The organism is Bradyrhizobium sp. NAS96.2 (assembly GCF_001908235.1).
Lineage (GTDB): Bacteria > Pseudomonadota > Alphaproteobacteria > Rhizobiales > Xanthobacteraceae > Bradyrhizobium.
This window is the reverse complement of record NZ_LGHK01000102.1, coordinates 1-14,363: the sequence shown is the minus strand read 5'-3', so window position 1 is coordinate 14,363 and position 14,363 is coordinate 1. Positions and strand designations below refer to the sequence as shown.

At 65.9% G+C, this 14,363-nt stretch carries 13 protein-coding genes and 1 pseudogene; 7 read left to right on the top strand and 7 right to left on the bottom strand.

All coding sequences use genetic code 11. The features are described 5' to 3' along the window. The 4 genes and pseudogenes from AC628_RS45450 to AC628_RS22825 all read left to right on the top strand — a co-directional run. Positions 1–132: pseudogene (locus tag AC628_RS45450) on the top strand (flagellar biosynthetic protein FliO); the annotation flags it as partial. After that, positions 129–881: a flagellar type III secretion system pore protein FliP gene (gene fliP / locus AC628_RS22835; protein ID WP_074128976.1), complete on the top strand. Its 753-nt coding sequence runs from the start codon at positions 129–131 to the stop codon at positions 879–881. The pseudogene AC628_RS45450 and the gene fliP, both read left to right, overlap by 4 nt. Positions 882–966: 85 nt before the next feature. Next, complete coding sequence (locus tag AC628_RS22830) at positions 967–1,845, top strand: hypothetical protein (protein WP_074128975.1); 879 nt, start codon at positions 967–969, stop codon at positions 1,843–1,845. Positions 1,846–1,898: 53 nt separating this feature from the next. After that, on the top strand, positions 1,899–3,050 hold the full coding sequence (locus tag AC628_RS22825; protein ID WP_074128974.1) for an aminotransferase class V-fold PLP-dependent enzyme: 1,152 nt from the start codon (positions 1,899–1,901) through the stop codon (positions 3,048–3,050). On the opposite strand, the gene AC628_RS22820 is transcribed toward AC628_RS22825, so the two are convergent. The 5 genes from AC628_RS22820 to AC628_RS22800 all read right to left on the bottom strand — a co-directional run bounded on the left by AC628_RS22820 (position 3,047) and on the right by AC628_RS22800 (position 6,936). Further along, on the bottom strand, positions 3,047–4,288 hold the full coding sequence (locus AC628_RS22820) for a YbfB/YjiJ family MFS transporter (protein WP_245321276.1): 1,242 nt from the start codon (positions 4,286–4,288) through the stop codon (positions 3,047–3,049). The two genes, AC628_RS22825 and AC628_RS22820, sit on opposite strands and share 4 nt — an antisense overlap. Positions 4,289–4,409: 121 nt before the next feature. After that, the gene (locus AC628_RS22815; protein ID WP_074128973.1) at positions 4,410–4,652 is read right to left on the bottom strand and encodes a tautomerase family protein; all 243 of its coding nucleotides are present in this window, start codon (positions 4,650–4,652) and stop codon (positions 4,410–4,412) included. 15 nt (positions 4,653–4,667) lie between these two features. Continuing rightward, complete coding sequence (locus tag AC628_RS22810; RefSeq protein ID WP_074128977.1) at positions 4,668–5,378, bottom strand: SDR family NAD(P)-dependent oxidoreductase; 711 nt, start codon at positions 5,376–5,378, stop codon at positions 4,668–4,670. Between the two features lie 224 nt (positions 5,379–5,602). Beyond that, on the bottom strand, positions 5,603–6,550 hold the full coding sequence (locus AC628_RS22805) for a LysR family transcriptional regulator (RefSeq protein ID WP_074128972.1): 948 nt from the start codon (positions 6,548–6,550) through the stop codon (positions 5,603–5,605). 149 nt (positions 6,551–6,699) lie between these two features. Then, positions 6,700–6,936, bottom strand: a complete 237-nt coding sequence (locus tag AC628_RS22800) for a hypothetical protein (RefSeq protein ID WP_074128971.1) — start codon at positions 6,934–6,936, stop codon at positions 6,700–6,702. Positions 6,937–7,233: 297 nt separating this feature from the next. Here AC628_RS22800 and AC628_RS45445 point away from each other — a divergent pair, with 297 nt between their 5' ends. Both AC628_RS45445 and AC628_RS45440 read left to right on the top strand, forming a co-directional pair. Next, on the top strand, positions 7,234–7,644 hold the full coding sequence (locus AC628_RS45445; protein WP_245321275.1) for a glyoxalase superfamily protein: 411 nt from the start codon (positions 7,234–7,236) through the stop codon (positions 7,642–7,644). Positions 7,645–7,670: 26 nt separating this feature from the next. Next, positions 7,671–8,036, top strand: a complete 366-nt coding sequence (locus AC628_RS45440) for a hypothetical protein (protein ID WP_083633096.1) — start codon at positions 7,671–7,673, stop codon at positions 8,034–8,036. Positions 8,037–8,047: 11 nt separating this feature from the next. On the opposite strand, the gene AC628_RS22790 is transcribed toward AC628_RS45440, so the two are convergent. Beyond that, positions 8,048–11,863 carry a hypothetical protein gene (locus AC628_RS22790; RefSeq protein WP_074128970.1) on the bottom strand — a complete coding sequence of 1,272 codons (3,816 nt, stop codon included), beginning with the start codon at positions 11,861–11,863 and terminating at the stop codon, positions 8,048–8,050. Positions 11,864–12,220: 357 nt separating this feature from the next. On the opposite strand from AC628_RS22790, the gene AC628_RS22785 reads away from it, so the two are divergent. After that, positions 12,221–13,420, top strand: coding sequence for a glycosyltransferase family 87 protein (locus AC628_RS22785; RefSeq protein ID WP_074128969.1), 1,200 nt, complete (start codon positions 12,221–12,223; stop codon positions 13,418–13,420). 45 nt (positions 13,421–13,465) lie between these two features. Here the strand turns inward: AC628_RS22785 and AC628_RS22780 are convergent, their stop codons facing one another. Beyond that, positions 13,466–14,287, bottom strand: coding sequence for a MotE family protein (locus AC628_RS22780; protein WP_074128968.1), 822 nt, complete (start codon positions 14,285–14,287; stop codon positions 13,466–13,468). Positions 14,288–14,363: the final 76 nt, after the last annotated feature.

Sequence of the window (14,363 nt, the reverse complement as noted above, 5' to 3'; positions counted from 1 at the left end):
CCCGAGGCGCCGCCGGTCCGCGCGCCGCGCAGCGAACCATCAGCCCCGCCTGCCGGCGGACAGAAGAGCGGGTTCGAGAACCTCGAAGACGAGATGGCATCGCTGCTCGGCCGACCGAAGAATCCTTCGTGAGGTTCGGGGCCGTCCCGCGTAGAGTTTTTTTCATCGCTGTCCTGATCGCCGCCGGATCCTTCGCCGATCCGGCGATGGCGCAGGATATCTCCATCAATCTCGGCGGCGGCAATGGCGGCGTGACCGAGCGCGCGATCCAGCTGATCGCGCTGCTCACGGTGCTGTCGATCGCACCGTCGATCCTGGTCATGATGACGTCGTTCACGCGCATCGTGGTCGTGCTCTCGCTGCTGCGCACCGCGCTCGGCACCGCCACCGCACCGCCGAACTCGGTGATGATCGCGCTGGCGATGTTCCTCACCGCCTTCGTGATGGGGCCGGTGTTGCAGAAATCCTATGACGACGGCATCAAGCCGCTGGTCGCCAACCAGATCGGCGTCGAGGACGCGTTGCAGCGTGCCGCGGTGCCCCTGCGCGGCTTCATGCAGAAGAACGTCCGCGAGAAGGACCTGAAGCTGTTCATGGACCTCTCCGGCGAACCGCCGCCGGCGACGCCGGAGGAGATGTCGCTGCGCATCCTGGTGCCGGCCTTCATGATCTCCGAGCTGAAGCGCGCCTTCGAGATCGGCTTCCTGCTGTTCCTGCCGTTCCTGATCATCGATCTCGTGGTCGCCTCGGTGCTGATGTCGATGGGCATGATGATGCTGCCGCCGGTGGTGGTGTCGCTGCCGTTCAAGCTGATCTTCTTCGTGCTGGTCGACGGCTGGGCGCTGGTCGCCGGCAGCCTGGTGCAGAGTTACGGGGGGTAGCCCCGCGAAACAATCATGGCCGGTCAGCTGGATCGGCCGTGCCGTTGCACTATCATGCGCGGCACCGCATCCAGGGAGCCGTGCCGTGCAGCAGCCATTCGACCGCGCCGCAGAAGATCTCGGCAACGCCATCCATCTCGAGCATGTCAATGTGCAGGTGCCGGACCAGCGCCTCGCCACGCTGTTCTATGTCGCCGGCATCGGGCTGACCCGCGATCCCTATCTGATGGTCTCCGACAGCAACATGTGGGTGAATGCCGGCCGCAGCCAGTTTCACCTGCCGAGCGGCAGGCCACAGGTGCTGCGCGGCCACACAGGTATCGTGATCGCCGGACGGCAGGCCCTGCTGCAGCGCCTCGCTGCGGTCGCGCCCAAGCTCGAAGGCACCGCGTTCAGCTATCGCGAGCACAATGATCACGTCGAGGCGATTTGCCCCTGGGGCAATCGCCTGCGCTGCTTTGAACCGGACGCCGAGCGGTTCGGGCGCATCGCGCTCGGCATGCCCTATGTCGAGTTCGACGTGCCGCGCGGCACGGCCGAAGCGATCAGCCGGTTCTATCCCGAGATCATGGGCATCCCCGCCAGCGTGGACGGGGGTATCGCGCGCGCAAAGGTCGGCAAGGATCAGTATTTGCAATTCCGCGAGACCGATTCTGCACCCAGCGAGTTCGACGGCCATCACGTCCAGATCTACATCACGGACTTCTCGGGCCCCTACAGGCGGCTGCGCGCGCGCAATCTGGTCTCCCGCGAGGACAATCAGTTCCAGTACCGCTTCTGCGACATCGTCGATCCCGCCGATGGCCGGCATCTGTTCACCGTCGAGCACGAGGTGCGCAGCGCCACCCACCCGATGTATTTGCGCCCGCTGGTCAACCGCAATCCTGACCAGACCAACCGCACCTTCGCCAACGGCTACGACCAGGCGCCGTGGGCAATGGGGCCGGACCAGTACGACGGTTGAGCGCACGCATCTCCGCGTCACGCCATCACCCCAAATTCCAGCAACGAGACGACATGCTTCCCTCCCAGCGCCATCTGTTCGAGATCCCACGCGAGGTCTGCTACCTGAATTCGGCGTCCTACAGCCCGCTGCCGCTCAAGACGTTGGAGGCCGGCCGCGCCGCAGTCGGACGCAAGGGCCAGCCCTGGAGGATGGAAGCCGATTTTGCCGCCCGCCAGCATGAGCGCGCCCGCGCCGCTGCGGCACGCCTGATCAATGCCGATCCAAACGACGTCGCGCTGATCCCTTCGATCAGCTACGGCGTTGCGACGGTCGCGAAGGCGCTGACCATTCCGCGCGGCACCCGCGTCGTCGTGCTGGAGAACGATCACTCCTCGCCGGTGCTGGAATGGCACGCCCGCGCCGAGGCGCAAGGCTTCGTCGTGGATACCGTGCCGCAGCCGGCCGACGGCGACTGGACATCGGCCGTGCTTGCAACGATCGAGCGGTCAGGCGCGCCGCCGGTCGGCCTCGCCTCGATCTCGTCGGTGCACTGGTCGGACGGCGGCATGATCGACGTCGATCAAGTGCAAGCTGTGCTGCGCCGACAGGGCGCGATGTTCGTGATCGACGCGACGCAAAGTGCGGGTGTCGCGGCGATGGATGTGACCAGGCTCGATCCTGATGCGGTGATCTTTCCGACCTACAAATGGCTCATCGGCCCCTACGGCCGTGCCTTCCTCTACGTTGCAAAACGTCACCAGAACGGCGTGCCGCTGGAGCAGACCTCCGCCGGCCGCCGCAATGTGAATTCCGAGAACCCGGTTTATTTCGGCGATCTCGCCTATGTCGACAATGCCCGCCGCTACGACATGGGCGAGCGCGATCACTTCATCACGCTCGAGATGGCGTCGATCGGCATGGAGATGATGGCGGACTGGGGCGCCGCCGCCGTCAGCGAACGGCTCGCGATGCTGACGCAACGAATCGCCGACGGCGTCCGCGATCTCGGGCTCAGCGTGCTGGCGCAGAGCGTGCGCGCGCCGCATATCCTGAGCCTCGGCACGGCCGGCGGCATCCCGAAGGAATTGATCGCGCGGCTCGCCGCCGAAAACATCCACGTCGCGCTGCGGCTCGGCCGGATGCGGATCTCGCCGCACGTCTACAACGATGAGGCCGATGCCGACCGCCTCGTCGCGGCCTTGACGAAGGCGCTGCGCGGTTAGCTCCGCTTGCGTCCCAGCGCCACGACGCTGAACAGTTCGATCGCCAGCGCTGCGGCCACGCCGGCCGCGCCGATCACGAACAGCAGTGCATAGTCGCCGCCGCTCTGCGCGAACAGCCAGGACAGGCCGTACGCGCCCGCCGCCTGGAACAGCGCGAAGGTCGTGGTGGCCTGCGCCCAGGCTGAGCGCTGGCTCGCCGCCGAATGCGGGATCAGTTCGTGGATGCGGCCGATCACCAGCGGCACGATGCCGGGCGTGAAGCCGCCCACGATGAGGCTCGACACGATCAGCGCAGCGGGCGAGGTCGTCACCGCGGGCAGCGCGACCGCGACCGCCTCGGTCAGGAACGCCGCCCGCAGCGCCGCCGCGAAGCCGGCACGATCGGCGAGATGTCCGGTCAGCAGCGGGCCGACCACCGCGCCGATGCCGTACAGCACCCAATAATACGATCCCGCCGCGATCCCCTGCCCGAGACCACGGGCGACGAAATCGACCAGGAATACCATGTGCGGCACCAGCGCCAGTGCGTTGAGCCCGTATTCCACACACAGCACGATCACCAACGGCGACCGCACGCCATGCGACGCGACGCGCGGCTCGGCTGCGCCATGCGCGGCGGACGCCTCGGCGGGCCACGCCTTCCAGCTGATCGCGGTCAACACCGCCGACAGCACGCCGAGGCCATACCAGGCCTGCTTGACGCCCTGCTGCAGCAACAGCGGCACCAGCGTGCCTGACGCGGCAACACCGAGTCCGACGCCGGCGAAAATCACGCCGCCGATCAGACCGCGCTTGCTTGGCGCGGTGTGCGGCAGGATCGCGGTCGCCGCCAGCACCATGATCACGCCGCCACTGATGCCGGCGAGGAAGCGGAAGCCGAAGAACGAGATGAAGGAGATCGGCACCGCGCAGGCAAAACAGGTGATCGCCGCCAGCAGCATCATGCCGCGCAGCGCCCACACCGAGCCGATCCGCGCGCCGAGGTCGCGGGCAATCAACGCGCCGGCGAGATAGCCGGCGAGGTTGGCGGCGCCGAGATAGACCGCTTCCGCCGGTGTGAACCACTTTGCCGCGATCAAAGCCGGGATCAGCGGCGTATAGGCAAACCGCGCCAGCCCGAGCCCGACCAGCGACGCACAAAGCCCTGCGGCGGCGGACAGCCACAGCGGCCCGCCCGCATCGCGATGCGGTTCGGCGTGATGGCGCCCGTGATCATCGACGTTGGCTGACATGGACATGGCGTAGGCCCTCCGGCCGTTCGTGAAAAATGATTAGTTGCGATCGCAGCAATCGCTCGCAGCGATCACGCCTCGCCTCTCCCGATCGGGAGAGGCGCCTAGTTCGATTTGGCAGAAGCGGTCAGCGGGAAGAGGCAGCAGCGGCGAGCTTCTTGCGATACTCGAGCGCGGGCAGCCCGCCCCAGCCCCAATTGTCGGTGTCGACTTCCTCGATGACGACGAAGGTCGATTCCAAGGGCTTGCCGAGCACATCGCGCAGCAGCTCGCTGGCGCCCTTGATCAGCGCCGCCTTTTGCTCCGGTGTGGTGGACGACGTACCCGGCGTCGTCCCCTCACGCGTGACCTGGACGGTGACGATAGGCATCACACCCACCTGTCCCTAATGCCCGGCGCTCTGGCCGCCATCGACGTGCAGTATCTCGCCAGTGACGAAGCCCGCGCCTTCCAGGAACAGCACGGCATCGGCGATGTCCTTCATCTCGCCCATCCGCCCGACCGGATGCAGCTTGGCGAGGTAGTCGTGCGTCTCGGGCGCGTGCATCGGGGTCTTGATCACACCCGGCGCCACCGCATTCACGCGGATGCCCTTGGCGGCGTATTCGATCGCGAGCGACTTGGTCGCGGCAGCCAGACCGCCCTTGGTCAGCGAGGCCAGCACCGAGGGTACGTTGCTGTTGGCGTGATCGACCAGGCTGGTCGTGATCTGCACGATGTGCCCGGATCCCTGCTTCACCATCTCCTTGGCGACGCGACGGGTGATGTAGAAGAAGCCGTTGAGGTTGGTCGCCAGCACCGCGGCGTAATCCTGGTCGGTATGGTCGGTGAACGGCTTGGCGACGAAGATGCCGGCATTGTTGACCAGCGTGTCGATGCGGCCAAAGCGGCCGAGCGCCTGCTTGACGATGCGCTCGGCAACTTCGGGATCGCCGATGTCGCCCGGCACAGTCAGGACGTCCGAATCCGACGACGGCTTGATGCTGCGGGAATTGGCGACGACGCGCCAGTTGCGGTCGCGATAGGCCTTCACGATCGCCTCGCCGAGGCCCTGCGATGCACCGGTAACGATGGCAACCTTCTGCTCTGCACCCATGATTGCTCTCCATCCGTTGTTGAAGCGACCCAGCGCCGCTTCGATGGAGAGCAACCTAGATACATCCGCCTTCCGCGCGAATGCCCGCTATTCGGCAGACACTCTGCCGCGGCGCGAACGAATGAGCATGGTCGGGAAGAGTGCGAAGCGGCCTCCGGCGCGACAAACGCGCAGCGATTGCGCGGAGATCATGCTCGAACAGGAAACCAAACCGCGATGACGATTCAGCTTCGTCGCGCCTTGGCATTGGCCTTGCTGGCCTCGCGCGACAGCCGCTCGAAGTAGCGTTTCAGCCGCGGGCCGGCGAAATCGACGAAGGCACGTACCTTCGGCACATCGAAGCGGCCCTGCGGCGCCAGGAGATGCACCGGCAGTGGCGGGGGTTCGTCACCGGCGAGCAGTATCTGCAGCCGCCCGTCGCGGATTTCCTCGGCGATATGATACGAGAACAGCCGCGTGACGCCGTAGCCCTCGCTGGCCGAGGCAACTGCCGCCCGCACCGTGTTGACGACCAGCCGTGGCGTGAACTGGACCGCGCGCGCGATCTTCGACTTCGCGGCCGGCGGAAAGCTCCAGGAGTCCGGCCCGAAATGCGTCATCGCGATGATCTGCTGTTTCGCCAGATCGGCCGGCTCGCGGATCACCGGATGCTGCGCGAGATAGCCCGGCGAGGCCGCGACTACGCGGCGCACCTCGCCGAGCTTGATCGCGATGAAATTGGAATCGGCGAGATGGGCGATGCGCAGCGCAACGTCGATGCCCTCGTCGATCAGATTGACCGTGCGATCGAGCATCACGAGCCGCACGGTTACCGCCGGAAATTCCGTCATGAAGGCGTCGAGCACCGGCCGCAGCACGTCCTCACCCACGACAATGGGCGCAGTGATGGTCAGCGTGCCGCGCGGCGCGGCCCGCTCACCGCCGGCCGAGATGTCGGCTTCATCGAGTTCGCTCAGGATGCGCCGGCACGCCGACGCATAGCGCTCACCGGCGTCGCTCAGCTTCAGCGAACGCGTGGTGCGATGAAGCAGCTCGGCCCCGACATGATGCTCGAGGAACGCAATCGCCCGGCTCACCGCCGCCGGCGATCGCCGCAGCTTCCGCCCCGCGCCGGCAAGGCTGCCCTCGTCGACTGCCGCGACGAAGACCTTCATGGCGTCGATGCGGTCCATCGATCCCCCGCTTCGCGGCCGTCGCTAAACCACGATGAGATTGAGTTGAATTGTCATCGCGCTTCAGCTCATTGTTTGAGCATGATCTCCGCGCAAACGCGTCGCGTTTGTCGCGCCGGAAAACCGCTTCGCACTTTTCCGGATCATGCTTATCCCTTCACGTCATACTGCTTGCTGAGGTGATCGCCGATCTGCACCAGCATCGCGACGCATTCGGGATAGCCCGGCCTTGCCACCGTCGCCTCATTGGCGCTGGCGCGGAACTCCCAGCTGTCGCCGTCGCGCAGCACCGAGATGTCCATGCCGTCGGGGCAATCGGCATGTACCTTCAACTCGGCACGCGCCATCGCGACGAGTTCGGCTTCGGTCTTGATCGGCTTGCTCATGTGACGACGTCCTCCCGGCTGGCACATCAGCCATGGTTGCCGATTTGACGGCAGGATGTCGAGAGGACGCAGGCGATCACGGGCTGTTGCAATTGACAAATTGCGGGTCTGCGGCAAACATTCAGCCTGGGTCGATACCACCCGCCGCTTGCACCCCGCCCGGGGACGGTGAATGTATCAAGCCATGGTTCAGGCTTCCTTTGCCCGCGCGAACGGGTCAGCAACGCAAGCCCCTGACGCTTTCCGTTCGTCGATGCAAAGGACTATTCCATGCGCGACTTCCGTGATGCCAAGGCCATGGCGCAGACGCTGCGCGAAGCGCTCGGCGCCAAATCGATCCCCCTCACCCAAAGCGACAGCCTGGAGCTGATCGCCAGGCTGTTCGGCCAGCGAGACTGGAACACGCTGGCGGCGCGGATCCAGTCGGCCGGCGCAGCGTCCGACGTGGCGGCTGCCGCCCCGCCGTCGGACGCCGTGCGGCAAGAGATCGCAGTCGCGACAGCGGTGCTCGATCGTTATGCCGGATACTACCAGCTCAGCGAGCAGGCCGTCCTCAGCGTGACGCGCGACGGCCAGCAGCTTTCCATCCAACTCACCGGCCAGCGCGCGGTGCCGTTCTTTGCTGAAAGCCGGACCGAATTCTTCGCCAAGGAGGTCGACGCGCAGATCGGCTTGTCACCGGCGCCGATGGCCAGGTCACGTCGCTGATCCTGCATCAAAACGGCGACAAGCTGATGCCACGGATCGACGCCGCGGCGGCGCAGCAGATCGCGGCCCGCACGACGGAGCGCGTAAGAAATCAATCGGCAGCCCCGGGGACTGAAGCCGCGCTGCACCGCCTGTTCGAATCGGTGACATCAGGGCACCCCAACTACGACGACATGACCCCTGCGCTCGCCGCGGCGACCCGCGAGCACCTGCCGAACATGCAGCGCAGCTTCGAGGATTGGGGCGCGATCGAGTCCACGCGTTTCCTCGGCGTCGGTGCCCAGGGCGAGGATGTCTACAGCGTGAGGCATGAGAACGGCGCGTCGCATTGGCGCATCGCGCTCGACGCCAAGGGAGCCATTTCGACCGCTTGGGTGTCACCAGGGCCGTAAGGCCGGCACCGCTAGGGCGATGCGCTGGCGCGTCGCTCGCCCTTGATCGCCGGCAGCACGCTCACCGGCGCGGCCTTCGGCATGTCGGGCACCGATCCGGTCGACACCGGATCGGGCAGCGGCGCCCGGGCGGTGGCATCGGGGAAGCGGGTCTTCATCTCGCGGATGAAGCCGTCGAGCGTGTCGACGCTCGCGGCCATCCGCGCGATCTGGGCGAACTCCGCGCTCGAAGTAGCGACCGGCTTGCTGGCCGCGTCGAACGCCAGCTTGTCGGCATCGCCGGACATCAGCGGCGCGTATTTTTCGCGGAACCGGGACAGCCCGATGGCGTCCTCGGCGAGCGCGTAGCCGACCACGGCGCGGATGACGTCGGCCTTCTCGCTCGGATTGAGCGGAGTGAAGTCGCGCCAACGGTCGCCGTAATAGAGCTCGATCTGCTCGGATGCCTCGCGCCAGTGCCGTGACGCCCAGTAAATGTCCGAACGCAGCCGGATCGCCTCGCGGCCGGTGATGTTCGAGATGATGTCGAGCGCAAGGTCGTGCCGCCCGACGTCGCTCTGTGCGCGCGCCTCGAGCAGCAGCCGCTGCTGGCGCAGTTCGCCGGAGAGGTCCGCGATCCGGGTCGAGCGCAGCGCGCCGACGGCGCGGTCGGGCTTGCGGTTCATCAGATAGACCATCGCAAGCCGCGCGGCGACCTGGGCGCGCGCCGCGCCTTCCAGCCGCTTGTCGACCTGGTATTGCAGGAGGTCGGCGGCCTGGTCGAGCAGATCGACGCCGACGAGGCGGTCGGCGAGACGGCGGATCATCTCGTCGCCGCGGCGGCCGATTGGCGTCAGCTCGCGATATTCGTAGAAGGTGCCGAGCGCATCGATCGGCGCCATCTCGTCGCCCTTGGGGCCGAGATAAAGCTGCACGAACAGCGCAGAGGCGGCATCCTGCGCCTGGCGCGATTCCGGTGCGTTCGGCTGCAGCCGGGTCGCGGCACGCGTCACCGCGAAGGCGTCGGCGTAGCGCGCGGTCTCGGCATAGATCTTCGACAGCACATAGAGCGTCTTCAATTCGATATTGTCGCCGCGCCACAGCATCGACAATAGCTCGAGCTCCTTCAGCACATCGTCGCGGCCGATCTCGCCGCGCTTCTGCTTGAGCAGCGTCTCGAGCAACCTGCCTTCGGCGGCGGCCTGGCGGTCGGCCGAATTGGCGGCGAAACGGTAGGCGTCGAGCGCATCCTTTTCCTGGCCGAGCGCTTCGGCGAGCCGGCCGCGCAGCACCGCAACCGCGGGCTTGAGCCCGTCGGGGACGCCGACCACGTCGAGATCGCTCTTGCGCCGCGCGGCGCCGGCATAATCCTTGACCTCGAGCGAGGCCTTCATCGAATCCATGCTGACGATGCGCTGCAGGTCGGGCGGCAGCGTCGCGACCGAGAACTCGGCATTCTTGAATTTTTCGCGCGCCTCGGCCCATTTGCCTTCGCGGGCGAAAGCCAGCCCCTTCCACAATTGGGAATCGTAACCGTTACCGATCACGGGATTGGCGAGATCCTTCAGGCCGCGTTCGGGGTGGCCGATCAGGATGCTGGCGACCGCGTGCACCATCACCACGGACGCCGTCTCGCTGCCACGCTTGCTCTCGGACAGAATCAGGTTGGCGACACCATGGGCTTCCTGGTACATGCCACGCGCCATGTAGAACTCGGCGAGATCGAGCCGCGCCTGCGGCAGCTGCTCGGCATTGGCCGACGAAGCCGCCGCAATCAGGCCGTCGAGCTGCTTGAGGAAATTCTCAGACTGGTTCTTGTGCCATTCGTCCGGATCGAACAGCGGCTTCACCGCCGCGGTCGCGCGCTCGGCGGCGACATCGGCCGACGACAACGTCAGGCCGCCGGGCCGGCCCAGCATCACCTTGTCGGCGCCGACCTCGGCCTTGACGTCGTCGGCATTCGGATGAACCACGACACCGTGGATCGATTCCAGCAGCGAGAGCTCGACGAAATCCTGGCGCTTGATGATGCCGCGGGTCGGCGGCGGTGCGGTCACCACCCAGAGCGTATCGCCGGCATCGGGATCGACCAGTTTGTGCAGCTGGCCGGGATTGGCGAGCGGCACGCTGACATTGGCGAGCGACGGCTCGCTGATGTTGCGTACCACTGACAGCGGCAATGGCGGCTTCTGCACGCGGTCGGCAAAGGTCAGCGCCCAGCTCACGCCGCGCGAACGGTCGTCGCTTTCGAGCGACGGCATCTGCGGCCGGTTGAGGCGGAAGCGCACCGCCTGTCCCTTCTCCAGCGCAATCCGGCTGACGTCCGCTATCAGCGAGCCGCCCTTGGCGCGGATCGGATCGACATCGATCGCCTCAGGCGTGTCGAACACCATCCACACCGTGTCGGCGCGGCGGAACAGTGCCGCCGGCGTCGGGCCGGGGAATGAGAACGTCACGCGAAGGCCGTCGCTGTCGCGCTGGGCGTCGACCGAGGACTTGACGCTGGACTTGGCGCCGGCGCGGGTTTCGGCAGGCTGCGATGGTGCAGCGGCAGGCTTCGGCCCCTCCATTGCCGGCGCGGCCGCAGGCTTCGGCGCTTCGCTGACGGGCGCCTTGTTCTGCTCTGCCGCGAAACCGGCGCTGCCCTCGCGCGGCGCGACCGCGTTCTCGACGTCGGCCGCCGGTGCGGCCGCGATCTTCGGCAATTCGGGATCGAGTAGCTCCGATCTCGGCTGTTCGGTTTTCGCGGGCGCTGCGGCCGGTTGTTCGGTCGTGGCCTGCTCGGCCTTGGCCGGCTCGGATTGCGGCGGCTCGGACTTGGTCTGCTCGGATGTGGCCTGCTCAGATTTGGCAGGCTCCGCTTTGGGTTGATCGGGCCGGATCTCGATCTTGGCCTGCCGCGCGAAGCTTTCCGATGTCACCGGCGCGATCGCCGCCGCAGCCTTCTTGCCACGCGGCGTCGGCAACAACGAGCTCAGCGAGGGTTTTGCCGTCTGCTGTTGCTCGTTCTGCTGGAAAGCAACATCGACGATGTAGTTCTTCTCGTCGCGGAAAGAATGCACGTCGACATCGCCGATCAAGGTCACGTCGACCGCCGAGGTGTCCGTATCGGCGCGCGAACTGATCGACGCGACGTTCGGCGGGGCAGCGACCTTGGCATCGGCAAGGTCGAAGCTCAGGACCGAGTTGAAGGACAGCGTCAGCTTCTGCTCGTTCAGCACCGAGGAGACGCTGACCCCGTCCGGAACCTCGAACACGAAGCGGACGAAGGTCGGCTGCACCAGCGCGCGAACGCGGATCGGCGGCTTCTTCTTGGCGGCATCGGCGGCGCGCTGGATGCGCAGCAGACGCTCGGCGGCGCGGGCGCGCTCCGCCAGTTCCCGGATCACCTCCTGCGGCAGCGACGGCGGCGGGCCGGTCCAGCTGTCGGGCAGGAAGTCGACGAAGATGCGCTCGCCGGCGGTCATGGTGTTGACGGTGACGCGGCGCGCAAGCGACAGGCGGATCGCCGAGCCGTCCGGATCGCGGCGGGCGGCGCCGACATAGTCGGGCACCGCATCCGACAGTTTCTCGACCGGGATATCGACCGGACGCTTGAAGCGGATCACGATGATCGAGCCGGCGGTCGTGACCTCCGACTCGACATCCTCCTTCAGTTTCAGCACCAGCCGGGCATAGCCGTTCGCGGCCGAGAATGTCGCCTCGCCCGGCACCGGGTCGTCGGCATGCGCCGCAGTCGAGAATGTGAGGGTCGTCAGAGCAAGGCCGGTGGCGAGCAGGCACAGACGTGCGGTCCGCGCCCAGGCGCGGCCTAGCGACCATGTTCCAGCGGCAGCCGTTCGCGCCATCTCGAAACGTCTTCTCGGGACCTCAGCCATACCAGCGCGAAGCGCCCTCGCCCACGCGCCCCGATCTTGGATCGGGCGGCGTTAAGGAGCTGTTAACGTAAACCCATCGACCGCATTTTCGGGGCGCGGCGTATGCGCCTGGTTCCGCATTTGCTCACAGCCAGCGCCGCGAACGACGAGTGGTCGCCCTATTGCCGCGCGGCCCATCGCGCTGATCTCAAACGCCGCGGCAGGGAGCATTGCATTCTTGAGAATTAACTCTCCGAATCAGCCCGGGAACGCCCGGCCTTGCCTGGCCCGGAAACGCAATGATAAATTCGACCATTGATTGATTTAAGCTCTTTTCAAACTAAAGTTATGAACGAAGTCGCACGCCGGAATGCTTTTGCAGGAGACGACCCGGCGCAGGCAATTGTCTGTGCTCTCCTGATCGCGTTTGCGGTCTTGCCGTTCGTCAGTGGCAACGGCGAGGGCCCCGGGTTCGATTTTTCATGTTTTTGGGGCGCGGGCACGTTGGCGCTCGATGGCCGCGCGGCCGCTGCCTACGACTGGGAGCAACTGCATCAGCAGCTTCTCCTTCGGATGCCGCCGATCGATCAACTCCGCTATCCCTACGATCAGATTCCACTGCCGTTCTTTTATCCGCCAGTGTTTCTCCTGGTCCTGGCGCCCCTCGCACTGCTGCCGTTTCCGACCGCGTTTTGGGTTTGGAGCGCGGCAAAACTGTCTTGCTGGCTCCTTGTCATCTACGCCATCCGGCCACGCCCGGGCGCCCTGCTGCTGGCACTCGCGACCCCGCCGGTCTTCTACGATGTGTTTCACGGCCAAACCGGGCTGCTTGCCTCAGCGCTGCTCGGGGGCATCCTGCTGACGCTGGACAGGCGCCCGCTCCTCAGTGGCTTTCTGATCGCGCTGCTCGTCTTCAAACCTCAATTCGGTGTCCTTCTTCCCTTCGTGTTGATCGCGACCAGGCGTTGGAGCGTCATCATCAGCGCAGCTTTGGCAACGCTGGCTCTCATGCTGCTCACCGGAGCGAGCTTCGGCTGGGATACGTTCAAGGCATTCGTCGAAGGGGCAACGACTGTCTCGACGCGGCTTCAGGCTGGTGGAGGGGTCGCCTGGTACAATCTGTCGAGTGTTTATGGCCTGCTGCGGGTTGCCGGCCTTGGTTACGGACTGGCTTGGTCGCTCCATATGGCCATCGCGGCAGCCGCGCTGGTTTGGGTGGTCGTGCTATGGCGCCGCAACGTCAGCTTCGCCCTTCAAGCGGCGAGCCTCCTTGCGGCAACGCCGCTGATGTCTCCCTACTTCGTCATCTACGATCTTCCGATCCTGGCGATGGCGCTGGTCTTCCTGATGAAGGCTGACCTCGATCAGGGCTCTCCGGTCGCCAATCGGCGAGCCATCCGCATCGGTCTCAGCGTCATCGTCGTACTCGGCTACGCTTTCCCGTTCGTGCTCGTACCCGTTGGTCCGTTCATGTGCGCAACGGTGATCGCGATCATCTGGATGAAATGCAGGCAACCTGATCTCAGGCCGGATCCGGCTTACGGCTGAAACTGCCGACAGCTGGCAATTGAAGGGCTCCTCGATCAGACCCCGTCAATTCGTCTTCGGCGCAAGCATCTTGCCTTCGATCTTGGGGAGATCGTCTGTCGATGCCGACTTGTCGCCGCCGGCGCGGCGGGCGAGTTCGACCGTAAGCCGCTCGGCGGCTTCGGGCTGCATCAAGCCCAGGATGTCGGACATCTTGCGCGGCTGGATCTGCGAGGCGATCTGGTAGAGCACGTTCATCTCCAGACGATCGAACACCTTGGCGGCATCCTTCGGCTTCATGTTCTCGTACATGGTGACGATGCCCTTGAAGCGTGCGGCGTCGGCTTCCGCCTTGGCCGCGGCGTCGGCGTTCGCCTTGGCATCGTTGGCCTTGGCCTCCTCGACCTTGGCCTCGATGCGCTTCTCGGCCGCCTTCAACAGGCTCTCGCGGATCTCGACCTCGCGGGCGCGCGTCTCAAGCTCCTGGCGGCGCGACTGCAACCGTTCCAGGATCGCGCGTTCGGACGCCGACACCGGCGCCGGCGCATCCAGATTGACCACGACGCCGTCGGGCTTGGAGGGCTCCGCGGCCGGCACCGCCGGCTTCGGGGCCTCTTCCTTCTTGTCGTCCTTCTTGGCGTCCTTGTTCTCGACCGATCCCGTGATGTCGCCGGGATCGGGCTTGTTCTTGCTGTCGATGACCGCCTTGCCGGCGCCGGGGAAGTTGAAATTCTGCTGCGCCCAGGACGGGCCGGCCGGACTGGCCGGCGCGTCCTCGGCGAACACGTAACCGCCATCGAGCACAAGGCCCGCGACCTTCAGCACCATCAGGCCGAAGATCGCGACCAGCACCACAGGCATCACTCTGATGTCACGAAGCAACTTCATGCAGCGAGGCCGCCGGCCCTCCTGCGCTCGGTAAAGGCTTCGGCCGCCGCGGCAACCGCGCGCGCGGCAGAAACCC

Excerpts from the sequence above, each read along its gene's own strand:
- AC628_RS22785 (WP_074128969.1), top strand. The coding sequence starts at position 12,221 with ATGAACGAAGTCGCACGCCGGAATGCTTTTGCAGGAGACGACCCGGCG.
- AC628_RS22810 (WP_074128977.1), bottom strand. The coding sequence starts at position 5,378 with ATGGGTGCAGAGCAGAAGGTTGCCATCGTTACCGGTGCATCGCAGGGC.
- AC628_RS22790 (WP_074128970.1), bottom strand. The coding sequence starts at position 11,863 with ATGGCGCGAACGGCTGCCGCTGGAACATGGTCGCTAGGCCGCGCCTGG.
- AC628_RS45440 (WP_083633096.1), top strand. The coding sequence starts at position 7,671 with ATGCCACGGATCGACGCCGCGGCGGCGCAGCAGATCGCGGCCCGCACG.
- AC628_RS22800 (WP_074128971.1), bottom strand. The coding sequence starts at position 6,936 with ATGAGCAAGCCGATCAAGACCGAAGCCGAACTCGTCGCGATGGCGCGT.
- AC628_RS22820 (WP_245321276.1), bottom strand. The coding sequence starts at position 4,288 with ATGTCCATGTCAGCCAACGTCGATGATCACGGGCGCCATCACGCCGAA.
- AC628_RS45445 (WP_245321275.1), top strand. The coding sequence starts at position 7,234 with ATGGCGCAGACGCTGCGCGAAGCGCTCGGCGCCAAATCGATCCCCCTC.
- AC628_RS22825 (WP_074128974.1), top strand. The coding sequence starts at position 1,899 with ATGCTTCCCTCCCAGCGCCATCTGTTCGAGATCCCACGCGAGGTCTGC.
- AC628_RS22805 (WP_074128972.1), bottom strand. The coding sequence starts at position 6,550 with ATGGACCGCATCGACGCCATGAAGGTCTTCGTCGCGGCAGTCGACGAG.
- AC628_RS22815 (WP_074128973.1), bottom strand. The coding sequence starts at position 4,652 with ATGCCTATCGTCACCGTCCAGGTCACGCGTGAGGGGACGACGCCGGGT.
- AC628_RS22780 (WP_074128968.1), bottom strand. The coding sequence starts at position 14,287 with ATGAAGTTGCTTCGTGACATCAGAGTGATGCCTGTGGTGCTGGTCGCG.